Below are 22,690 nucleotides of genomic sequence, written 5' to 3'. Positions count from 1 at the left end.
GCGACCCCTCCCAGGCCGCTGTCGGCCCTCCCCGGGCGTGGCCCTGCCCGGGGGTGCCGAGGTGGCGGCTACCGCATGCGGCCAGACGAATCGAAGGAGTATGCAACTCCGTCGATCACGCGGTCGCCCGTTACCATGACGCCGGTCTCATCCAGGTAGTACCAGGACGCACCCTCCTTCAGCCAGCCAGTTGCCATCGCGCCCGAGGGCTGCAGGTAGTACCAGGCCGAACCCTCCTTCAGCCAGCCCGTGCGCATCGCACCCGAAGCGTCCAGACGGAACCACACTCCATCCAGCTCCAGCCAGCCCGTGCGCATCGCGCCCGTCGCAGGATCCAGGTAGTACCAGGTGCCGCCCACGTTCGCCCAGCCCGACGCCTGAGCACCAGAGGTGCCGTAGTAGAACCACTGACCGCCCTGACTCGCCCAGCCGGTCACCATGTAGCCGCGCTCGTCAAAGCGGTAGACCTCGCCGTTAATGCGCATCGCCTCGGAAACCGGGTAGGTGCCGTCGGCCTTGCGCCACCACCAGCCGGTCGCATCGGATGTCCACTCGCCGGCCACGGCCTCGTTCGGATCGTCGCCGCCCGCAACCGTGAACGGTGCCGACGCGCTCGCGTCATCGTCGGCGCGCGGATCCGAGTTACGACCCGAGGCCTCGACTGTCACGGACTGCGCACCGGAGAGGGAGGAGACATCCACGCCGTCAGCCTGAAGCGTCACGACGCCGCCCGCGGGCGTGCCCGTCGCGATCTCCTGGCCGCCCACGAGCAGACGCGCCGACGTCACAGCACCGCTCACCGTCGCGCGCACGGAGAGAGAACCGGAGAGCTCCTGGCCGTCCAGCGGCGCCCACTGCGCGCCATCGGTCGAGTATTCGATCTGACCAATCGCGGGAGTGGGCTGGTCCTTCAGGACCGCATCCAGCGCGTCGGGCAGGCCCGCGCCGCGGTACTCCTTGCCGTCCCACGGGGCGTTGAGTTCGCCGTAGTGACCCGCCGCCTGCTTCTTCATCAGGTCAATGATCTGATCGCCCGTGTACTCCGGGTGCACCGACTGAAGCAGCGCGGCAACGCCCGCGACGTGCGGGGTCGCCATCGAAGTGCCGTCGGCAACCGCGTAGCCGCTCACGTAGAACAGCAGCGGCGCGGTCGAGTAAATCTGGTCGCCGGGGGCCGCAAAATCAATTGTCGTACCGTAGTTCGAGAAATCCGCGCGCGCCAGCGACAGGCCGGGTTTTACGTTGTACGCCTGAGCAACCGCACTCACCTGCGCGACGCCGTCGAGCATGGAGGGCACGCGGATGCCACCCTCGACGTTCCGGCCCTTCGTCGGAGCAGGCGCGTCCGTCGGGGAACCGTTATCAACCGTCGGGTTGTCGATGCTCACCCCTTCGTTACCGGCGGCCGCAATGACCGCCAGTCCCTTGCCCTGCGCGTACTTGATGGAACGGGTCGCGGCCTCCAGGCCCGCCGCCTGCTCGGGATCGGTCGGACTCCAGTAGACCCACGGATCCATCGAATACGAGTTGTTCACGATGTCCACGCCGTGGCTGGCCGCCCACATAAACGCACACGTCACATACTCGGGGTAGATAAGACGATTGTCGTTCGTAGCCTGAATTGCCACGATGGTCGCCTCGGGGGCGATGCCGTCGATGCCGATGTCGTTGTGATTCGCCGCGATAATGCCGGCGACGTGCGTGCCGTGGTAGAACTCGTCGCGCCAGCCGTAGAAGTCCTGCGTCGCCACGCCGTTGACCGAACACTTCACCGAACGCTCGGTATCCACGCGGCCCGCCAGATCCGGGTGCGTGTCCTCAACGCCCGAGTCAACGACGGCGACCGTGACCGGCGCGCGCTCCACGGAGACCGCCCCCGCCTCGCGCGCGTGCATAGTTTCTGCACCCCAGTTGAAGATCCTTTCATCCGCCGCATCGGCCGCGCTCTCGTCGCGCATGGCGGCCAGGCCGCCCGACTGAGCGTCGTCAGTCGCAGGGTCATCGGCTGCCGGGGCCTCGACTGCGGGGGTATCGGCGTTCTCCTCGGCGGCGGGGGCCTCGTCAGCCGGGGCCTCGGCAGCCGGGGCCTCGGCACCCGCGGGGAGAGCGACTCGCTCGTAATAGAGAACCCCCTCGGTGCGGGTCGGGCCGATGGAGTGAACCGGGATACCCGCGTCCTTCAGTGCGGCGGCCAAGTCGGGCGCGAACGAGGGCGTGGCGCTCTGAGCGAAGAAGGTGCCGATCTCGGGGTACGAGGCCAGGGCCGCGCCCTTCACCGACGAGACCAGGCCGATAGCTCGCTCCAGGTCGGAGGCACTGGCGCTCGGGGCCAGGTTGATCGCGTAGTTCATCTCGTCGTCGTTCGCGCGGGGAGACGAGATGAGGCCGTCGGTGGGTTCGTCGGCGCGGGCGGGCGGGGCCACCGCCGTCGCGACGCCCATGGACAGGGCGAGTGCGGCAACGACTCCGATGCGTGCGGCGGTGCGGCGCATTGTTCCTCGGCTTTCGGTTGGGACTGCGTCGTGCAGGTCTGCATCTGCGGGCAACACCATCATCCTAGAATTTGCCGGTAACAACAAAATGTAGGCTGCCCTAAGCTCACAATATGATTCCGCCACAATATCGCATGCAGCTCCACAACAGGAGTGACACGATCATGCGAACTAAAACGAACGAGCTAGATACTGTCGGGGATTACATGCGACGTCGCTCAGAAAGCATCGCCTCAGCACGGGAACAGAGGCGAACTCGGGAATACAAGAGGCGGGGAGCGCACGCACTCCCCGCCTCGTTGACTCCAGAACGATCTCGTCTACTCCAGACCAGCGTCCAACGCCAGCAGATGATCCACCGTCTGCGGACGGACGAACCAGCGCGCGGTTCCATCCTCGACGGCGAGAACGCCGGGCTTCGTCAGCATGTTGTAGTTGGATGCCATCGAGTAGCCGTACGCGCCGACGGCAGGCACGGCCAGCAGGTCGCCACCCGCGATGTCGGCCGGCAGGTCGATGTCGCGGATGATGATGTCGCCGCTCTCGCAGTGCTTGCCGACGATGCGGCAGCGCGCCAGGGACGAGGCCTGCGCCGGGTCCCGGTTCGCGAGCGTCGCCGTGTAGGTCGCGTCGTAGAGAACGGGACGGATGTTATCCGACATGCCGCCGTCGATCGCCACGTAGCGGCGCACTCCCCCATCTTCCAGGGAGACGTCCTTGACGACGCCGACGCGGTAGAGCATGACCATCGAGGGGCCTGCGATGGAGCGGCCGGGTTCGACGGACACGTGCGGGATCGGCAGGCCGTGGTGGGCGCAGCGCTCCCGCACCACGGTGGCCAGGGCACGTGCGACCTCGACCGGGGAAGTCGGGACAGGATCCTGCCCCGTGTAGGCGATACCGACGCCGCCACCCAAGTCAATCGCGGGCACTTCCAAGCCCAGCTCGTCGCGTAGAACCGCCGCGAAATCAACGACGATGCGCGCGGCCTCGACGAAGGCCTCGGTCCCAAAGATCTGTGACCCGATATGGCTGTGCAGGCCGCGGAAGTCCAGGTGGGGCGCGTCCTTGATCGCGGCCACGGCCTCGTAGGCCTGGCCGGTGGCCAGAGACAGGCCGAACTTCTGGTCCTCGTGGGCGGTCGCGATGTACTCGTTGCCACCCGCGTGGATGCCGGACTTCAGGCGCACCATGACGGGCGCGACGACGCCGAGATCAGCGGCGATACGCTCGATCTGGCGAACCTCGTCCATCGAGTCGATGAAGATGCGGTGGATGCCGGCCTCAAGAGCGAGGCGGATCTCCGCATCCGACTTGTTGTTGCCGTGCAGGCCGATGCGCGAGGGATCCACGCCTGCGCGCAGGGCGAGGGTCAGCTCGCCGAGCGACGCGGTGTCGATCCCCAGGCCCTCGGCCGCGACCAGGCGCGCGACGTCGGCGCTCAGGAACGCTTTGCCGGCGTAGAAGGCGTCGCCACCGTTCATTCCGTAGCCGTCCCAGAACTCCTCGGCCATCGCCGATGCCCACACGCGGGCGCGCCCCCGCATGGCCTCGACGTCAAGCACGAAGGTCGGCGTGCCGAAGTCGGCGGCGACGCTGGTCAGGTCGACGCCTCCCACGCGCAGCACGCCATCCACCCGGGTCGCGCTCCACGGCCACAGGTCCGGGCGCTCATCGGGGGTCGGGCACGTCAGGGTAACCGCCTCGCTCACCAGGTCACATCCTTTCGGGGGCGCTCACGCCGAGCAGGCCGAGGCCGGTGCGCAGCACCTGGGTGACCGCGTCGTTGAGCCAGAGGCGGGCGACATGGCCGGGTTCGACCGGGTCGTCGCCGCGAGGCGTCACGCGGCACTGGCCGTACCAGGCGTGGTAGGTGGCAGCCAGGGACTCCAGGTAGCGGGCGATGCGGTGCGGCTCACGCAGCTCCGTGGCCTGTGCGACCTGCGCGGGGAACTGGGCGAGGGCGGCCAGCAGGGCCTCGTCAGCCTCGGAGTCGAGGGCGGCTGGATCGAAGTCAGCGTCGCGAGTGACGCCGTGCGCGGCCGCGTTGCGGGCAACGTTGCAGGTGCGCACGTGGGCGTACTGCACGTAGTAGACCGGGTTGTCGTTGGAGTGCTGCGAGAGCAGGTCCAGGTCGATGTCGACCTGCGTGTCCATGGACACGCGCACGAGGGCGTAGCGCGCGGCGTCCACGCCCACGGCGTCGACGAGGTCGTCGAGGGTGACGATGGTGCCGGCGCGCTTGGACATGCGCACGGGCTCGCCGTCCTTGACCAGGTTGACGAGCTGGCCGATGAGGATCTGCAGGTTCTCGCCCGGCTTATCGCCGAAGGCGGCGCACATGGCCATCATGCGGCCGATGTAGCCGTGGTGGTCAGCGCCCAGCAGGTAGATGGCCGCATCCGCGCCGCGCTCACGCTTGTTCAGGTAGTAGGCGACGTCGCCCGCGAAGTACGCGGCCTGGCCGTCCGACTTGATGAGGACGCGGTCCTTGTCGTCGCCGTAGGCGGTCGTGCGCAGCCACACCGCGCCGCCCTCGTCGAAGATCACGCCGCGCTTGCGCAGGCGCTCAATCGCCTCGGCCACCGCACCCGAGTTGTGCAGGGAGTCCTCGTGGAAGAAGACGTCGAAGTCGGCGCGGAAGGAGTGCAGGCGCTCCTTGATTTCAGCGAACATCAGCTCGACGCCGCGGGCGCGGAAGACCTCGATGGCCTCGTCCTCGGGCAGCGTGACCGGGTCGGGTTCACCGGCGGCGTGCGCATCGGCGCGGACCTGGTCGGCGATGTCAGCGATGTACTGGCCGCCGTAGCCATCCTCGGGAACCTCGCGGCCCATGGCGCGCGCGTAGAGCGAGTGGGAGAAGCGGTCGATCTGCGAGCCATGGTCGTTGAAGTAGTACTCGCGGGTCACAGCGGCACCGGAGGCGGCCATGAGGCGCGCCAGAGAGTCGCCGACGGCGGCCCAGCGGGCGCCACCCAGGTGCACGGGACCGGTCGGATTCGCGGACACGTACTCGAGGTTGATGGAGCGACCCGCGAGCGTCGCGTTACGACCATACTCAGCCCCGGCCTCGACAATAGTGCGGGCGAGTTCGCCGGCTGCCCCCGCGCCCAGGCGGATGTTGATGAAGCCCGGACCCGCGACCTCGACGGAATCGATGCCGTCGGCGGCGGCGAGAGCGTCCGCGAGGATCTGTGCAAACTCGCGCGGTGCCATGCCGGCCTTCTTGCCGAGCTGCATGGCGACGTTGGTCGCCCAGTCGCCGTGCTCGCGCACGCGGGGACGCTCGACCGTCACGGGGTCGGGCACCAGGGCGGGGTCAATAGAGATGCGCCCGGCGGCGGCAGCGTCCAGCAGCGTCGAGCGAATAAGGGAGGCAAGTTCTTCAGGAGTCACCCCTTTAGCCTACGGGGTTTTGCCTCGTCACCGCTCACCTATACGCGGCGTGCGTGTGAAAACCTGGCCACACGAGGCCCACCCGGGCGGCTTTCGTCCCGTGACCGGGCGCGAGTGGCGAGTAAGATTTCGGGTAGCCGAACATTTCCTATCTGCAGTGAGGATTCCCGTGAACGCCACGGACACCGAGCACCGCCACAAGCTCATCCCTCTCCTCGGCCCCGCCTTCGTCGCGGCCGTCGCCTACGTCGACCCCGGAAACGTCGCAGCCAACATCACGGCCGGCGCGCGCTACGGATACCTGCTTGTGTGGGTCCTGGTAGCCTCGAACATCTTCGCGATGGTCGTCCAATACCTATCGGCCAAGCTCGGCCTCGTCACCGGCCGATCCCTGCCCGCCCTCCTGGGCGATCGCATGTCCAAGCCCGGCCGCATCGCCTTTTGGATCCAGGCAGAGATCGTGGCCGCCGCGACCGACCTTGCCGAGGTCATCGGCGGCGCGCTCGCCCTCCACCTCCTCTTCGGGATCTCACTGCTGTGGGGCGGCGTCATCATCGGCGCCGTGTCCATGGCGCTTCTCGTCGTCCAAGGCGAAGGCAAACAGCGCCAGTTCGAAACAATCATCGTCGGCCTACTGATCGTCATCACGCTGGGCTTCCTGGCGGGCCTGTTTGTCGCGCCTCCCAGCCCCTCGGGCATGCTCGGCGGACTCCTCCCCCGCTTCCAGGGCACAGACTCGGTCCTCGTGGCCGCATCCATGCTCGGCGCGACAGTCATGCCACACGCCGTCTACCTGCACTCCTCGCTGGTCAACGACCACGAGGCCGACGAACTCGGACCCTCCACCGCAGATTCACGCCACTCCTCCGGCCACCTCTCGCGCCTGTTGCGCGCGACCCGCATCGACATCTACTGGGCGCTGAGCATCGCCGGCCTGGTCAACATCGGGCTACTGCTCCTGGCAGCCGCCGCACTGGCCGGACAGAGCGGCACCGACACCATCGAGGGCGCGCACGCCGCGATCTCCTCCACGCTCGGCCCCATCGTGGGCACTGTCTTCGCGGTGGGCCTGCTAGCCTCGGGCCTGGCCTCGACGTCGGTGGGTGCCTACGCGGGCAGCGAGATCATGAACGGCCTGCTCCACATCCGCGTCCCCATCCTCGTGCGCCGCCTTATCTCCCTGATCCCGGCCCTGATCATCCTGGGCGCGGGCGCGGAACCCACGTGGGCGCTCGTCGTCTCGCAGGTCGCTCTGTCGTTCGGTATCCCCTTCGCGATCATCCCGCTCATGCACTTGACCGCATCGCGCGACGTCATGGGCGACTACGCCAACACCCGCACCCTGCGCGCGACCGGTTTCCTCATCGCGGCCGTAATCGTCGCGCTCAACCTGTTCCTCGTCTACCTCACCTTCACCGGTCAGGGCTAAGAGGACGAGGCCGGAGCCGAGGAAACGGAAACGGGGCATGCGAAGCGGGGCCGGTGGATCGCCGGCCCCGCTTCGCATGCGCCAAGCAATCAGGCGCGCACGGAACGCTCGTACGCGGCCATCAGGTCGATGCGACGCTGGTGGCGCTCATCCCCACTGAAGGGGGTCTCGAGGAAGGCATCGATGAGAGCGATGGCCTCGTCGTCGCTGTGCTGGCGGGCACCGACAGCCATCATGTTCGCATCGTTGTGCTCGCGGGCCAGGCGCGCGGTCGCGTCCGACCAGACGAGGGCGGCGCGCACGCCTTCCACGCAGTTGGCGGCCATCTGCTCACCGTTGCCAGAGCCACCGACAACGACGCCGAGGCTGCCGGGTTCGCTGGCCACAGCCTTGGCCGCTTCGATACAGAACGGCGGGTAGTCGTCGAGCGCGTCGTAGACGTGCGCGCCATGGTCGACGACGTCATAACCGGCCTCGCGCAGGTGGGCGATCACCTTTTCCTTCAGCTCAAAACCGGCGTGATCAGTGGCAATATGGACGCGCATGGAATCCTCCTGGGGGTTCACGGACAAGCAACGCCCACTAGTATGGCACACCTCACCGTTACGCGCGGACGTTTGAACCCTGCTAGACTAGCGGCGCTGCCCCGATAGCTCAGCGGATAGAGCGCTTGCCTCCGGTGCAAGAGGTCGCAGGTTCGAGTCCTGTTCGGGGCGCCACGCATACCCGGATCCGCGTCAACGCCGCGCCGACGCGGCATCTCGGTCGCCGCCATTCACGCGCCCACCGCGTGCCCGCACCGATGCACCTGCCTGCCCCCGCCTTGTCGATTCCACCCGTGCACCCGCCCCCGCCTCGTCGATGAGGCCACTCCCACCTCGGACAACGTTCCCCGCCACGCAGCCACCGCATAAAATAAAGAGCGTCTCTATCGTCTACCAAGGAATGGCCAATGACCTACCCATGGTGGAGTCTGCTCCCCTTCGTCGCGATGCTCGCGTGTATCGCGCTCTTGCCCATCATCCCGAAGACCTCACACTGGTGGGAAAAGGAATGCTCCCAGCTCTCCGTCGCGCTCGCTCTCGGCGTGCCGACGACGGTCTGGATGTTCATGAGGGCGGGCACGGGCCCGCTCATCGCCACGGGCGTGGAGTACGTGCAGTTCATCGCGCTGCTCTTCGCGCTGTTCGTGGTGTCCGGCGGCATTCACCTGGCCGGTGATATCAAGGCGACCCCGCGTAACAACACGATCTTCCTGGCGATCGGCGGCCTGCTGGCCTCGTTCATCGGGACGACGGGCGCGGCCATGCTGCTGATTCGCCCGCTCCTGGAGACGAACAAGGAACGTAAGCACCGCGTGCACACGGTCCTGTTCACGATCTTCATTGTGGCGAACTGTGGCGGCATACTGACTCCGCTCGGCGACCCGCCGCTGTTCCTCGGCTACCTGCACGGCGTGCCCTTCGCGTGGACGTTCGCGCTGTGGAAGGAGTGGCTGTTTACTCTGGCGCTGCTGCTCCTCACCTACTACTCGATTGACCGCGTGCGCTACGCCTCTGAGGACACCTCCTCCATCGAGGCCGACGACCGCGAGGTGCAGCCCTTGCGTCTGCACGGAAAGATCAATCTGCTGTTCTTCGCGATCATCATCCTGTCCGTCGCTTTCGCTCCGTCGTGGGATGGCGAGGCGCTGGCCGAGGGCCACGTCCACTCGTGGGTTGACCTGGTGCCGTGGCGCGAAGTCATCATGTTCGCGGTCGCGGGCCTGTCCTACAAGCTGTCGGACAAGAAGGTCCGCTTCGAAGAGAACGCGTTCACGTGGGGCCCGATCATGGAGGTCGCGACGCTGTTCATCGGTATCTTCTCGACGATGGCACCCGCGCTGCGTTACCTGGAGCAGATCGCCCCGTCTCTGCCGCTCACGCGCATGACGTACTTCGTGTTCACGGGCGGCCTGTCCTCGATCCTGGACAACGCTCCCACGTACATGACGTTCTTCGAGATGGCGAAGGCATCCGGCGGCGAGGGAACCCTGATCGCGGGCGTGCCCGAGTACTACCTGATTCCGATTTCGCTGGGTGCCGTGTTCTGTGGCGCGATCACGTACATCGGTAACGGCCCGAACTTTATGGTCAAGTCGGTCGCCGAGTCCGACGGCGTGCCCATGCCGTCGTTTGGCCGCTACATCGGCTACGCGTTCACGCTGCTGGTGCCCGTCCTGGCCGCCATGGCGATGATCTTCGTGGGCGAGTCCTGGCTCGTTCGAGGCCTCGGCATCGCCCTGGCCGCTGGCCTGGTGTTCCTCTCGCTCGTGCGCATCCGTCGCGCGGGGCTGGACGAGGCCGTGGCCGACTTCAGCGGCAACGAGTAAGCCAGCGGTGAGGGGGCGGAGCCACGCGGCTCCGCCCCCTCTCTGCATGTACGTGACGCGCCTAGGCGGACTCATCCTCGTTGTTGTCCCCCGTCCACGGTTCACTCAAAGGATCGGGGTACTGGGGGTACCAGTCGTCGGGGAATCGAAGTGGCGTCAGGCCTGCGACCATCACCGCAGCGGTGACGTACGTGAGGACGTTCAGGCCAAACAGCGCCCTGTCGGAGGCACCCCAGGAAGCGGCCGCTTTGACGTAGAGAACCAAGTAGGACAGGCAGATGAGGGCCGGAATACAGACCGCGCGAGCGTTCTTGCTGACTTGGCTGGTGACGTCCGCGTTGCGCCACGCGACCCCGATCCAGGAGTCCGACCTCGTCTCAACGAGGAGCAGCCCGACGAGGAGGACCCACAGGCCGGCCAGACACAGCGCGATCACGATGGTGTCATTCATGGGTTACTCCGCTCCCCGCCTCGCGATACCCCTGCACGGCCCGACGAATGCTCCGGCGGCTCCGCCCGCGCCACCCAACCGCAGCACTCGGCGCGGAAAGGAGCGGTCACGGGAGCACGGGTCAATCCCTCGGCATCGGGTGTGTACCAACGCCCGGAGCTGGAGGCTGTGTCCACAGGCCGCGCTGGTCAAGGAAGTCGCGTACGAAGGCGGGGCGGTCGGTGATGATGCCGTCGACACCGACCTCGAGGAGCCGCAGAATGTCGGCCACCGTGTTGATGGTCCACACGTGCACGGCCAGTCCCAGGGTGTGAGCGGTGGCGACGAAACGCTCGTCAACAACGCGGATGGGACCCTGGTACATGGGCACCTGGGCGGCGATGACACCCTGGCGCGGGCCGGGCACGTGCCACCAGGCGGGGTTCGTGGCGCTCTTTGCGGCACCCACAAGGCGCACCACGGCCTCGGTGCCCAGCGACGTTGCGACGGCGCGAGCGGGGTCGGAGGCAGCCATGTCGCGCACGGCGCGCAGACGCGGTTCTGAGAAGGAGGCGACCAGGACGCGGCCAGCGGCACCATGTTCGGCGACGACGTCCAAGAGCGGCCCCTCGACACCCGGTTCCTTCACGTCGATGTTGAGGTACATGTCCGGGAAGGCCTCCAGGACCTGCGCAAGAAGCGGCATGGGTTCACCCGAGTCGCGGTGGCGCAGCGAGGACAATTCCCGCCACGTCATGTCGTTGATCGCGCCGGTACCGTCGTAGCAACGATCCACGGTTTCGTCGTGGCAGATCACGACTGCGCCGTCCGCGCTCAGGTGCGCGTCGGTTTCGATGTGGCGAAGCCCGGACGCGTAGGCGTGGGCGAAGGCGGCCATCGTGTTCTCAGGGGCCTCCTCGCCGCCGCCACGGTGAGCGAAGACGATGGGACCCTGACGCATGGTCACGGGCATCATGAGCAGGGCTCCTGTCCGAGGTAAATGGCCTTGTGTTCGGCCATCCAGGATTCTGGGTCCACGGGAGTGTCGGAAGCGTCGTGGATTTCGAAGTGCAGGTGAGGGCCTGTCGACCAGCCGTTGCTTCCGACGGCACCGATAACTTGGCCGGCGGTGACGGTGTCACCGAGCTTGACCGTAATCTTGTTCATGTACTGGTGCAGGTAGGCCGAATGGAAGACGGTACCGTCGGGCAAGGTGTGCCTGATCTGTACGTAAGCACCCGCGTGGGAGTTCTCGGCGAGTTCCTCGACCACGCCGCCGTAGACAGCGGTGATGGGCGTGTCCATGGGTGCCGCCATGTCAATGCCCTCGTGGGCCAGGAGCTGACCGGAAACAGGCGAGATACGCATCGTGAAGGGCGACGTAATCGTGTAGCTTCCCTCGGCCAGCGGCCAGTAGACCGTGTCGGCCAGGACCTTCACGTGGCGATTGCCGTCGGCACCAGCGCCGGCTTTGCAACCGGTGACTGTGACGGGTGCCTTGGCCTTCGCACGCGTGTTGGCAGTGAGTGTGGCGTCGAGTGAGATCGCCTCGGGCAGGACCTGGGAGGAGGCCCAGCTGCCGCGGCCCGTGGCGGAGCCGAAGGCACGCACAGGCACTGTCAGGGAGGAGTCGGATCCGACTCGGCCCGTCATCGGGACCGCGATTGTTGAACCCGCCAGGCCAAGAATGAGGAGTGTGCGCAGCAGGTAGCCGCCGGGACGGATGTTACGCTCCGGGGTTTCTCCCGACGAGGCATCCTCATCGTCGTCGAAAAAAGCTTCTTCCTCGGGAAACGCCGCGTCGTATTCGTAGGCGATCTGATCGAAGCTGAGCCTTGGGTGCCGCTCGACGGACGAGGGGATCTGTTCAACGGACTGAGGAAGCAACTCGACAGATGGAGGAAGCCGCTCAATGGACTGAGGAAGCAACTCAACAGATGGAGGGAGCGCCGACTCAAAGCTTGGTTGGCGAGGCGTGTAGGCGCGCGGCGGAGGAGCTACTCGCTGCACGGGTTCCGGGGCCACTGGCTGCATGGGCGTCGGGGCCACTCGCTGCACGGGTTCCGGGGCTACTCGCTGCACGGGTTCCGGGGCCACTCGCTGCACGGGTTCCGGGGCCACTCGCTGCACGGGTTCCGGGGCCACATCGGATGGGATCTCGGCGGTGGTGTATTTTTCCTCATCACCTGCCCGAGATCGCGCGGCGCGCAGCTGCGACCGCTTGGGCAGCGGGCACTCCATGTTGCTCACGCTATTCCCCTCTCGTTTTCTGACCGTTCCACTGTAGCAATGCCCGCACGGGCGGCGCCAGGCGCTTCGCCATTAGGGTCGCTGGAGGGCGTCGCGGACTTCGCCGACCAGAAGTTCCAGGATATCCTCCAGGAAGAGGATACCGACGAGGACACCCTCGTCGCGCACGAGCGCACAGTGCACGCCGGTGCGCTGCATGTGGCGCAGTGCGTCTTCAACCTGGTCGGAGGAGGCGACGGCCTCGAGGCGGCGGATGCGCCACGGGGTAATCGGCTGGGTGCGTTCCTCGCCGGACGCGTACAGAACATCCTTCAGGTGGACATAGCCGGCGATGGCACCGTCCTCGCCCGCAATCGGGAAGCGCGAGTAGCCGGTATGAGCGACTCGTTCCTCCACGTCGGCGGGGGTGGCACCCGCAGGGAGAACGACGAGGTCAGCCAGGGGCACCATCGCAGAACCCGCGGTTTCTTCTGAGAATTCCAGGGTGCCACTGAGCAGCCCCAGTTCGTCGGTGAGGACACCCTCGGCCTGGGATGCGACGACAATGGAGGCGACCTCCTCGACCGTGTAGGAGGCCGAAATCTCCGAGCGAGGCTCATAACCCGACAAACGGACGAACCAGTTCGCGAAATGGTCCATGGCCTCGATGATGGGGCGCAGGACGTGGCCCAGGCGCACGAGGATGGGGGCCAGGATGAGGAGCATCCGTACCGGCGCGGCGATCGAGATATTCTTCGGGACCATTTCGCCGAAGACGACGTGGCAGAACAACACGATGATGAGGGCTGCTGCGAATCCGACGACGTGGCTGGTCGCCTCGGGAGCACCCAGGCGTTCCAGCGGCGACTCGACGAGGTGCGCAATCGCAGGTTCGGCGACGACGCCCAGCGTCGTGGAGGCGACCGTGACGCCCAGCTGGCAGATGGCGAGCATGAGGGAGACGTGTTGCAGCGCGTAGAGCGCATCTCGTGTACCGCGCGCGCCTTCGTCGGCGAGCGGCTCAACCTGCGAGCGCCGCGTTGAGGTGACCGCAAACTCGCCGGCCACGAAGAACGCGTTGACCGCCAGCAGCGCGACGGTGATAGCAATGCCCATACCGGCGCTCATGCCTCCACCTCCGGTTCGTCAGCGGGCGCGGGGGTGATCGCGACCTGCGCGACCCTGCGGCCCTGCATCTGAGTGACCTCGATGCCGACACCGTCAACGTTCACGCGCGAGCCGACGGACGGGATGTCGCCCAGCTCGTTCATGACGAGGCCGCCGATCGTGTCGTAGGGGCCGTCCTCGGGAAGGTTGATGTCTGTGCGACGTGCGAGTTCGTCGGGACGCAGCGTCCCGGGCACAAGGAAGGTCCCGTCGGGGCGCGGGCGGATACCGAGGCGACGTTGGTCGTGCTCGTCGGAGACCTCGCCGACGATTTCTTCGACGACGTCTTCGAGGGTGACAATGCCGGAGACGCCGCCGTATTCGTCGACGACGACGGCCATTTGCAACCCCTCGTCGCGCAGTTGGACCATGAGCGGACCAATCGGCACCGTCTCGGGAACGGTGGGGGCGTCGGTCATGAGGGAGGAGGAGATGACGGGCACGTCGGCGCGGCGCTCGGCGGGCACGGCGACCGCGCGACGCAGGGAGACCAGGCCGAGGATGTCATCGGAGTCATCGCCGATGACGGGGAATCGGGAGTGACCGGTTTCGTGAGCGAGGTCCAGCACGTCCTGGGCGCTGTCGCGCTCGCCGAGGGTGTGCAGACGCCCGCGGTCGGTCATAACGTCGGCGGCGCTGAGCGTGCTCATGCGGATTGTGTTGACGAACAGGTCGGCCGTGGACGTGTCGAAGGTACCTTCTTCGACAGAGTGCTCGACGAGGGCCGCCAGCTCGGATGCGGAACGCGCCGACGAAATCTCTTCCTGCGGCTCGATACCCATGCGGGCGAGCACCCAGTTCGCGGTGCCACCCAGTACCCAGATGATGGGGCGGGCGATCACGGTGAAGGCCATCTGGAAGGGGACGACACGCACGGCGGTGGCCATCGGGTGGGCCAGCGCGAGATTCTTGGGGACAAGCTCACCAAAGAGCATCGAGAAGACGTTAATGAACGCGGCGGCGACGAAGGCCGCGATGCCGGTGGCCAGGCCCCAGGCCAGCCCGGCTGCGCCGAGCCATCCCACCAGCAGGTCCGCCAGCGCGGACTGCGTCGTGTAGCCGAGCAGGATCGTGGTCAGCGTGATGCCCACCTGGGCACCCGACAGCTGTGTGGACAGGGTACGGGTGGCGCGCAGGACGGATGCGGCTCCTCGGTCCCCCTCGTCCGCTTTCTTGTCAAGGACGGCCTGGTCCACAGCGACAAGTGAGAATTCGGCGGAGACGAAGACGAAGGTGCCGGCGGTAAGAACGACGCCGAGGAGGAGCATAAGGACGGTCGTCATCGCTGCCTCCTCTCGACGAGGCCGGGGCGAGCCACGGGTACACGCGCGGGCAGGGGGCGGGAAAGAGCGGCAGAAAAGCCGACAGTGTCGCAGTCCATGATGCATCCAGTTTAGCGGCCCCGGACTTTCCTCCCCGCGTGCGCGTCCACACACCGTCGCTCTGTGTCAACACTCTCCCTATACCGGACCAAAGGCCCTTGAAATGATCGCCAAGTGTCTCCCACATCTCGTGAAGGTTGTCACGTAGAGGTAGAATCTGTCGGGTATGGTCGCCGCGATACAAGCCCGTACGCGCGGCGTGAGTCAAACGGAGGAATACGTGCCGACCCACACAGTTTCCCAGCCCGACCCGCAGTGGTATCTCGCAAAGATGCGCGACCTGTACGAGCGCGATCCGCAGCTCCTCGATCCGTCGTGGCGCGCCTACTTTGCGACCGAGACCGCTCCCCCGCAGCTGCGCGCCAAGCGTCCCGCAATCCCGGAGGGTGCTATCGAGGGCAGCGCACCCGAGCAGGCAGCCCCGGCCTCGTCGATGAAGGCCCCCGAGGTGCCCGTGAGCGTGACCCCGCCCACCCTCGACATTGAGGAAGCGGAGCATGCACACCCCACGCCCCCGGCCGCACCCGTCGTCTCGGTGACCCGCTCCGACCTGCCGCCCGCGCCGCCCGCCGCGGTCGCCGAGGCCACCAGCCCCTACACGCGCCTGGCGCACGGACGCGCCGCCTTCACCCGCTCCCACGGAGCGCCCGCCCAGGACGAGCTGCACATCCTCAAGTCCGCCGCGCGCGCGACCGCCAAGCACATGGAAGCCTCGCTCTCCATCCCCACGGCCACCTCCCAGCGTCAGATTCCCGCCAAGCTCCTCATCGAAAACCGCGCCCTGATCAACGCGCACCTGGCGCGCACCGTCGGCGGCAAAGTCTCCTTCACACACCTCATCGGCTACGCGCTGGTCGAAGCACTGTGCGAGATGCCCGACCTGAACGTGCGCTACACGCTTGAGGGCGGCAAGCCCGCCGTTGAGCAGCTCGCGCACATCGGCTTCGGCCTGGCCATCGACGTGGCTGACGCGCAGGGGAACCACTCCCTGAAGGTCCCAGTCATCCACGACGCCGACACGCTAACCTTCTCCGAGTTCGTTGATGCCTACCAGGACCTGGTTGCGCGCGCCCGCAACGCGACGCTGACAACCGCCGACTTCCAGGGGGCCTCCGTCACCCTCACCAATCCCGGGACGCTGGGCACCACCACCTCCGTGCCGCGCCTCATGGTCGGCCAGGGACTCATCATCGGCGTGGGTGCCACCGACTACCCGGCGGAATTCCGCGGCGTCTCCCCCAAGCGCCTGGCCAGCCTCGGCATCGGCAAGACGATGTACTTCTCCTCCACCTACGACCACCGCATCATCCAGGGCGCCGCCTCCGGGCGCCTCCTGGGCCTGGTCGACGCGAAGCTGTCGGGCCGCGACGGCTTCTACGAGCGCGTCTTCACGTCCATGCACGTGCCCACGCGCCCCTACTCGTGGGAAGCCGACTACGAATACGATCCTGAGCGCGAAAAAGGTAAGCCCGCGCGCATCGCGGAGATCATCCACGCCTACCGCTCGCGCGGCCACCTGGCCGCCGACACGGACCCGCTGGCCTACCGCGTGCGCCGCCACCCCGACCTGGACATCGCGTCCTACGGCCTGAGCGTGTGGGACCTGGACCGCCCCTTCCCCACCGGAGGCTTCGGCGGCTCCGACCAGATGCTGCTGCGCGACATCCTCACGCGCCTGCACGACACCTACACGCGCACGGTCGGCATCGAATACATGCACATCCAGGACCCCGAGCAGCGCGCCTGGGTCCAGTACCGCATCGAGCGCCCCTACAAGGCCCCCTCCCCCGAGGCGCAGCGCCACATCCTGGACACCCTCATCCGTGCCGAAGCCTTCGAGGAATTCCTCCAGACCAAGTTCATGGGGCAAAAGCGCTTCTCGCTCGAGGGCGGCGAGTCCCTGATCCCCCTGCTCGACCACATCCTGGCTGACTCGGCGCGCACCGGCATCCACGAGGTCGCCATCGGCATGGCGCACCGCGGCCGACTCAACGTCCTGGCGAACATCGCCGGCAAGTCGTATGCGCAGATCTTCGACGAGTTCGAGGGCAACTACATGCCCAACTCCGTTCAGGGTTCCGGCGACGTCAAGTACCACCTGGGCACCTGGGGCGTATACTCCCTCGACGACGGCCTGGCCACGAAGGTCTACATGGGCGCTAACCCCTCGCACCTGGAGGCCGCAGACGGCGTCCTGGAGGGCATCGTGCGCGCCAAGCAGGAGCACCTGGGCGACCCGGACCTGCCGATCATCCCGATCCTCATCCACGGCGACGCGGCCTTCATCGGCCAGGGCGTCGTCCAGGAGACCCTCAACCTCTCCCAGCTTGAGGGCTACAAGACCGGCGGCACAATTCACATCATCGTCAACAACCAGATCGGTTTCACGACCGGCCCGACGCAGGGGCGCTCGACCGGCTACGCGACCGACCTGGCCAAGGGCCTACAGGTCCCGATCCTGCACGTGAACGCGGACGACCCCGAGGCCGTCATCCGCTGCGCGCACCTGGCCTTCGAGTACCGCAACGCCTTCCACAAGGACGTCATCATCGACATGGTGTGCTACCGTCGCCGCGGCCACAACGAGGGCGACGACCCGTCGATGACTCAGCCCGTCATGTACTCGCTCATCGACCGCATCCCCTCCACGCGCGCCGTGTACATCCGCGGCCTCGTGGGCCGCGGTCAGCTCACCGAGGACGAGGCCCGCCAGTCCATCGCCCAGTACGAGGCGGAACTGGGGCGCATCCTGGATGAAACCCGCGCGGGCGGTGCCTCCTCCGTGTCCGAGGTGAACCCGGGTAGTCGCACGCACGACCCGGCGCTGACCGCCGGCGTCGGCGAGGCCGGTGAGTCTCGCGACGAGGAGTGGACCATGCCGGAATCGCAGATGCCTGGCATCGGCATGATGATCGGCTGGACGTCGGCGGCCCCCGCCGAGCAGCTGCGCCGCATCGGCCGCGCCCACGTCCGCTTCCCCGACGGCTTCGAACCCCACCCGAAGCTGCGTCAGCTGTGCGAGCGCCGCCTCGAGATGGCGCTGGGCAACAAGCCCATCGACTGGGGCTTCGCGGAACTCCTGGCGTTTGGCACCCTGCTCATGGAGGGCACCGGCGTGCGACTGTCCGGCGAGGACGTGGCCCGCGCGACCTTCGTCCAGCGCCATGCGGTTCTGCACGACGCTTCCAACGGCCGCGAGTTCACTCCCCTGCGATTCCTGACGGAAAACCAGGCGCGCTTCGACGTGTGGAACTCGCCGCTGAGCGAATACGGCGTGCTGGCCTTCGACTATGGCTACTCGCTGGAGAGCCCCGAGACCCTCACCATCTGGGAGGCACAGTTCGGCGACTTCGCGAACGGCGCTCAGACGGTCATCGACGAGTTCGTCTGCTCGGCGGAGCAGAAGTGGGGCCAGCGTTCCTCGCTGGTCATGCTCCTGCCTCACGGCTACGAGGGCCAGGGTCCCGACCACTCGAGCGCACGCATCGAGCGCTACCTGCAGCTGGCCGCTCAGGACAATATGTGGATCGTCCAGCCCTCCACGCCGGCGAATTACTTCCACATGCTGCGCACCCAGGCCTACAAGCGCCCGCGCAAGCCGCTCATCGCGTTCACGCCCAAGCAGCTGCTGCGCCTGTCTGCCGCGGCCTCGCACATCGACGAGTTCACCTCGGGTTCCTTCCAGCCCGTCATCGGCGACACCACGATCACCGACCCGTCGGCGGTCACCCGCGTCCTGCTGTGCACGGGTCGCCTGTACTACGACCTCGCCAAGGAGCGCGCACACCGCGGTGACACGTCGACCGCGATTATCCGCCTGGAGCAGCTCTACCCGCTGCCCGAGGCCGAGCTGGCCGAGGCCCTGGCCCAGTACCCGAATGCGACAGTGACGTGGGTGCAGGACGAGCCACGTAACCAGGGTGCCTGGCCGCACCTGGCACTCAACCTGTTCCCGTCACTCGGACGCCCCGTACGCCTGGTGTCGCGCCCCGAATCCGCGACGACGGCAGCCGGACGTGCCTCGCTTCACAAGGAGCAAGCAGCTACCCTTATTGCGCAGGCCTTCGAAGGCTAGCGACCTCCCTGCGCGCGCCCGGTATTCCGGGCGCGCGCAGGCACACCCGGAAAGGACCACCATGCGCATCTGCTTCATCGGCGACGAGCTCGTCGCGGGCGTCGGAGACCCCCGAGGCCTGGGCTGGGTTGGCCGCGTCAACGCTCACTCGACCTTCGACGTGCCCGCCACATTTTTGACGCTGGCGGTCCCCTCCGAGACAACCAAGCAGATGGCCGCCCGTTGGGAGGCCGAGGTCCTGCCGCGCCTGGCCGACGGAGAACCCCACGGCCTCGTCATCGGGATCGGCCCCGGTGACGTTCCCGCCGGCATCTCCACGGCCCGTTCGCGCCTCAACCTCGCCAATATCACCGACCGTGCGACCTCTCTAGGCATCCCCAGCTTTGTGGTGGGTCCCCCGCCCCTGGCCGGCGTCGACTCCGGCGCCCTCAAAGCGCTGGCCTCCTCCTGCTCCGAGGTGTGCGGGCGCCGCGGGATCCCCTTCGTCGACTGCTACACACCCCTGGTCGCCCACGACCAGTGGTTCGAGGACATGGCCGCCTCCATGGCGCGCGGCAAAGACGGCCAGACCCTGCCCGGCCAGGCCGGATACGCGCTCATGGCGTGGATCGTCCAGCATCAGGGATGGTACGAGTGGACGGGCGCAACCCCGACCGACGTGTGAGGACATGCGAACCCAATTGTCATTATCGTGATGGCTTTGTTCAGTGGTATCTCTACAATCATCGACGAGGCATGCAAGGCGCGTTCCGGCGCAACGTCACTGACCGTCGATGTCTATTGCCGCAGCTGGATCATCGTCGACGCGCGAGTGGAATGAGCGGCACATGACCAAGAAGAAAGCCACCACGCGCGAAAAGCTCCTTATCTGCGCAATCAGCATCGCTTTCTTGTCCCTCAATATTGTCCTGGGATCTTTCTTCTCACGCGGCTCATGGTCGCCGGCTGTCGTCACCGCAGCGGCTTCCTATCTGATTGTCTTCATTGTCGTCGCAGCAGCTGCCGGCATCCGAGCCCTGTACAGGGATTGGAAGACGCCTCCCCGCCACGCGGTCGGCTACCCAGCCGCGACACTGCCCGCGAACCTCGCTGGGCCCGCGCCGACGCCCGCCCGCGCCCAGCCCAGCAGCCGCGAGCGCCCGACCCCGCCCGCACCACCCGGCAATTTCGCGACCATCGACGGGGCCATCACCCACGCCCAGCAATCCGGCTTCGCCATCGTCAACCTGTTCACCGCATATACTCCGCTGAGTCGCTTCCGCGACGCCGTGGGCGCAGAAATCATCTACCTGGTCCTCTCCCACATCGCTGAACTCGACAAGTTCGCCTCCACCACAGTGTCCGGCGCCGCAACTGACACCGACTGCACACTGGCAATCAGAGTCATCAGCACCGAAGCCGACACCCTTGCCCAGCGACCGATGGGCGAGATCCGCGCCCTCGCGGAAAGCCAGGGTGGAACCATGGACACCAACGCCCAGGCAGGCACGTGGACGCTCAGCGTCCATCTGCCGCTCGGTGAGTCACCGCCCGCATAGATGGATGTGTCCATCTGGCCACGGCCTTGACACCACCAATCCACACGACCAGCGAGACAGCATGAGCAACCAATACCCCTCCCCCAACCCCTCCGATCCGTCCTACCCCGGCCAGGTGCCCCCGTACCCGGGGAACCCGTACCAGGGAGGCGCATACCCGGGGAACCCGTACCAGCAGAGCGCGGGAGGCCCCCAGATGCCCACGTCGCCGGTGCCCCAGCCACCCTCGTCTCAGCCATCCGCGTACCGCTCACCTCAGGCACCCGCGTACCCGGCTCCCGGCGTATTCCCGCCCGCCGAGGCGCTGAGCCGCCACCAGATGCCCGCCAGTGCGCCAAACGGACAACAGGCACCTGGCGGGGTGCAAAACGGACAACAGGTGCCCGCCGAGGCGCTGAGCCGCCACCAGATGCCCGCCGGAGCGGTAAGCGGCCAACAGGCACCCACGGCCGAGACGCCCGAGGAGGCAGCACGATTTAAGCGTAAATGGGTCACCTATACCGTCATTTTTCTCATCGCGTTGGTTCCCTTGCTCTTCGTCATCATGATCGGAAACTCCTTTGAGTTCGGCGAGGAGCGACTGTACTGGATCGTTATCACGAGCGCCGTCGAGTTCCTGTTCGCACTCGGATTCTTCCCCTTTTCAGCGGCGGTGCGCCGAGGGATCCGGCAGGTGACCGCGCAGGGCAGGCTCGAGGAGGCGGCGAAACGACGCAACGGCCTGTATCTCTCTGCGCTCATCGCGGTCGTGCTCGCCGGCTACGCGCTCTACAACGGGGTCCCCGCCGCCATGGACGTCGCGGACGGCCAGCAGAGCGTGACCGTCACGTCGTGCAGTTACGAGCAGTACAAAACAGAGCAGAGGCGCCGCCGCCATTCGTACACCACCGTGTACGACAACGTCTTTACGTTCACGCTCGATGACGGCACCACCCGCCACACGACGCTCGAGCGATACCACGCGGAAGACATCACGCATGAGGGCGGCCTGCCCGGCGTCCTGTACGAGGCCTGCTCCCGCCGTTCGGGATCGGCGTCGTTGAGCATGATGGTCTATCGCAACACCTGGATTATCGTCGAGGCGCGGATCAAATAGGACGACATGCCTTCTCACCGCGACCCCTTCCTCTCACGCACTGCCGCCGTCGTGTGCGTGGGGAGTCTTGCGGCCGTCGCCTGCGCCGTGATCATTCGAATCGCGTGGATCTCGCGGCCCGGTATCCCCCGTGCGCTCACGGCCAGCGCTGCGATTGTCCTCGTCTCGCTCATCGGATGCGCCCTCTTTTGTTCAATCCGCTTCGCGGTCCGCGACAGGCGCAGGCGTCACGAGAGACGAGGCCGACACGGGAAGGATGCTCGACGTCGCGTCGTTCCGAGGACTGCCGCGCGACACGCCGCAGACATGAACCGACGGCAGCCACCACGACGGTCCCCCCTCGTGAGCACGCCCTTGCCTGACGCCATCCCGCCTGCAACCGACGCTGAGGACAGGGATTTCAGCTACAAGATACTCGTCGTATTCACTTTTATTGCAGTCGCGATTGCGTTTTTCAGGGAGGGCGATAACCCGGTTCACGGGCCGAACAGGATCAGTTGGCTCGCGATCGTCTACGCTGTTGCATTCCTCATCATGCTCGCGTGCATAGGTGCCATCACCTGGGCGTTTGATCGCTTCGCGAGAGCTGAGCGCGCCGGACAGGTCATGGGCTTTCATGCGCGACTGGCGTACCTGGCGTTGCCCGTCATCATTCTGATTCCCAGCGCCTTCAACACGTTGGCCTACGGAACACCCGTCACCCTCGACCTGGCCACCGGCCCGCAGACCGTCACCGTCGCCTCGTGCACCCACACGGAACGCACGGAGTCACGTTCACGAGGCCGCTACGCCGGCAGCTACACCGTGGTCATCCATCGTTTCACGATGACCCTAACTGACGGCACGACGCATCAGACAAACGTGCGCGACGAATACTTCCGGGATCGCAGCACCATTAACAGGGTCCTCGACGACGCCTGCATCAAGAACCCGGGGACGACTTCCGTCACCATGAGCGTCTACTACTACTCCTGGGTGATTAATGACGCTCACTTGAAGTGAGCCTCACCGCAGCGTCCCCACGTCTCGTCCACGGCCTCGTCCCTTCCACCGACGAGGCCGTGGAACGTTCGTGAAACACGCGG

General features: G+C 66.5%; 17 protein-coding genes and 1 tRNA gene. 9 read left to right on the top strand and 9 right to left on the bottom strand.

The features are described 5' to 3' along the window. Positions 1 to 68 precede the first annotated feature (68 nt). The 3 genes from O3932_RS00885 to argS form a co-directional block, all read right to left on the bottom strand. Positions 69 to 2,492, bottom strand: a complete 2,424-nt coding sequence (locus O3932_RS00885; RefSeq protein ID WP_371535545.1) for a S8 family serine peptidase — start codon at positions 2,490 to 2,492, stop codon at positions 69 to 71. A 320-nt stretch (positions 2,493 to 2,812) separates the two neighbouring features. Beyond that, positions 2,813 to 4,204 carry a diaminopimelate decarboxylase gene (gene lysA, locus O3932_RS00880; RefSeq protein ID WP_371535542.1) on the bottom strand — a complete coding sequence of 464 codons (1,392 nt, stop codon included), beginning with the start codon at positions 4,202 to 4,204 and terminating at the stop codon, positions 2,813 to 2,815. Between the two features lie 4 nt (positions 4,205 to 4,208). Then, entirely contained in the window at positions 4,209 to 5,888 is a 1,680-nt protein-coding gene (argS, locus tag O3932_RS00875) for an arginine--tRNA ligase (protein WP_009647556.1), read from the bottom strand. Positions 5,889 to 6,057: 169 nt separating this feature from the next. Here argS and O3932_RS00870 point away from each other — a divergent pair, with 169 nt between their 5' ends. Further along, complete coding sequence (locus O3932_RS00870) at positions 6,058 to 7,317, top strand: Nramp family divalent metal transporter (protein WP_371535540.1); 1,260 nt, start codon at positions 6,058 to 6,060, stop codon at positions 7,315 to 7,317. A gap of 89 nt (positions 7,318 to 7,406) precedes the next feature. On the opposite strand, the gene O3932_RS00865 is transcribed toward O3932_RS00870, so the two are convergent. Beyond that, positions 7,407 to 7,862, bottom strand: coding sequence for a ribose-5-phosphate isomerase (locus O3932_RS00865; protein WP_371535538.1), 456 nt, complete (start codon positions 7,860 to 7,862; stop codon positions 7,407 to 7,409). 98 nt (positions 7,863 to 7,960) lie between these two features. On the opposite strand from O3932_RS00865, the gene O3932_RS00860 reads away from it, so the two are divergent. Both O3932_RS00860 and O3932_RS00855 read left to right on the top strand, forming a co-directional pair. Further along, positions 7,961 to 8,036: transfer RNA gene (locus tag O3932_RS00860), tRNA-Arg, on the top strand. Between the two features lie 233 nt (positions 8,037 to 8,269). Then, entirely contained in the window at positions 8,270 to 9,688 is a 1,419-nt protein-coding gene (locus O3932_RS00855) for a sodium:proton antiporter (protein ID WP_371535535.1), read from the top strand. Positions 9,689 to 9,749: 61 nt separating this feature from the next. On the opposite strand, the gene O3932_RS00850 is transcribed toward O3932_RS00855, so the two are convergent. The 5 genes from O3932_RS00850 to O3932_RS00830 form a co-directional block, all read right to left on the bottom strand. Continuing rightward, on the bottom strand, positions 9,750 to 10,139 hold the full coding sequence (locus tag O3932_RS00850; protein WP_314567291.1) for a hypothetical protein: 390 nt from the start codon (positions 10,137 to 10,139) through the stop codon (positions 9,750 to 9,752). Positions 10,140 to 10,260: 121 nt separating this feature from the next. After that, positions 10,261 to 11,094: a glycerophosphodiester phosphodiesterase gene (locus O3932_RS00845; RefSeq protein WP_371535532.1), complete on the bottom strand. Its 834-nt coding sequence runs from the start codon at positions 11,092 to 11,094 to the stop codon at positions 10,261 to 10,263. Next, positions 11,091 to 12,005 carry a M23 family metallopeptidase gene (locus O3932_RS00840; RefSeq protein WP_371535529.1) on the bottom strand — a complete coding sequence of 305 codons (915 nt, stop codon included), beginning with the start codon at positions 12,003 to 12,005 and terminating at the stop codon, positions 11,091 to 11,093. The genes O3932_RS00845 and O3932_RS00840 overlap by 4 nt, the downstream gene beginning before the upstream one ends. A gap of 435 nt (positions 12,006 to 12,440) precedes the next feature. After that, the gene (locus tag O3932_RS00835; RefSeq protein ID WP_371535526.1) at positions 12,441 to 13,475 is read right to left on the bottom strand and encodes a hemolysin family protein; all 1,035 of its coding nucleotides are present in this window, start codon (positions 13,473 to 13,475) and stop codon (positions 12,441 to 12,443) included. After that, on the bottom strand, positions 13,472 to 14,797 hold the full coding sequence (locus tag O3932_RS00830; protein ID WP_291453465.1) for a hemolysin family protein: 1,326 nt from the start codon (positions 14,795 to 14,797) through the stop codon (positions 13,472 to 13,474). The genes O3932_RS00835 and O3932_RS00830 overlap by 4 nt, the downstream gene beginning before the upstream one ends. Before the next feature lie 265 nt (positions 14,798 to 15,062). Between O3932_RS00830 and O3932_RS00825 the strand changes: the two genes are divergently transcribed. From O3932_RS00825 to O3932_RS00800, 6 genes are all read left to right on the top strand, one after another. Continuing rightward, positions 15,063 to 18,971 carry a multifunctional oxoglutarate decarboxylase/oxoglutarate dehydrogenase thiamine pyrophosphate-binding subunit/dihydrolipoyllysine-residue succinyltransferase subunit gene (locus O3932_RS00825; protein ID WP_371535524.1) on the top strand — a complete coding sequence of 1,303 codons (3,909 nt, stop codon included), beginning with the start codon at positions 15,063 to 15,065 and terminating at the stop codon, positions 18,969 to 18,971. 61 nt (positions 18,972 to 19,032) lie between these two features. Further along, positions 19,033 to 19,635 (top strand): GDSL-type esterase/lipase family protein, encoded by a 603-nt coding sequence (locus O3932_RS00820; protein ID WP_009649251.1) that lies wholly within the window; start codon positions 19,033 to 19,035, stop codon positions 19,633 to 19,635. Between the two features lie 30 nt (positions 19,636 to 19,665). Next, a complete protein-coding gene (locus tag O3932_RS00815; protein WP_371535521.1) occupies positions 19,666 to 19,791 on the top strand; it encodes a hypothetical protein in 126 nt (41 codons plus the stop codon). A 7-nt stretch (positions 19,792 to 19,798) separates the two neighbouring features. After that, positions 19,799 to 20,509, top strand: a complete 711-nt coding sequence (locus O3932_RS00810; protein WP_371535518.1) for a hypothetical protein — start codon at positions 19,799 to 19,801, stop codon at positions 20,507 to 20,509. Between the two features lie 61 nt (positions 20,510 to 20,570). Beyond that, entirely contained in the window at positions 20,571 to 21,605 is a 1,035-nt protein-coding gene (locus tag O3932_RS00805; RefSeq protein ID WP_371535517.1) for a hypothetical protein, read from the top strand. A 342-nt stretch (positions 21,606 to 21,947) separates the two neighbouring features. Continuing rightward, a complete protein-coding gene (locus tag O3932_RS00800; RefSeq protein WP_371535515.1) occupies positions 21,948 to 22,607 on the top strand; it encodes a hypothetical protein in 660 nt (219 codons plus the stop codon). Positions 22,608 to 22,690: the final 83 nt, after the last annotated feature.

It is taken from the genome of Pauljensenia sp. 20925_1_25, assembly GCF_041433955.1.
Taxonomy (GTDB): Bacteria; Actinomycetota; Actinomycetes; order Actinomycetales; family Actinomycetaceae; genus Pauljensenia.
The sequence above is the reverse complement of the archived record's forward strand: the minus strand, read 5'-3'. Positions and strand labels throughout refer to the sequence as shown.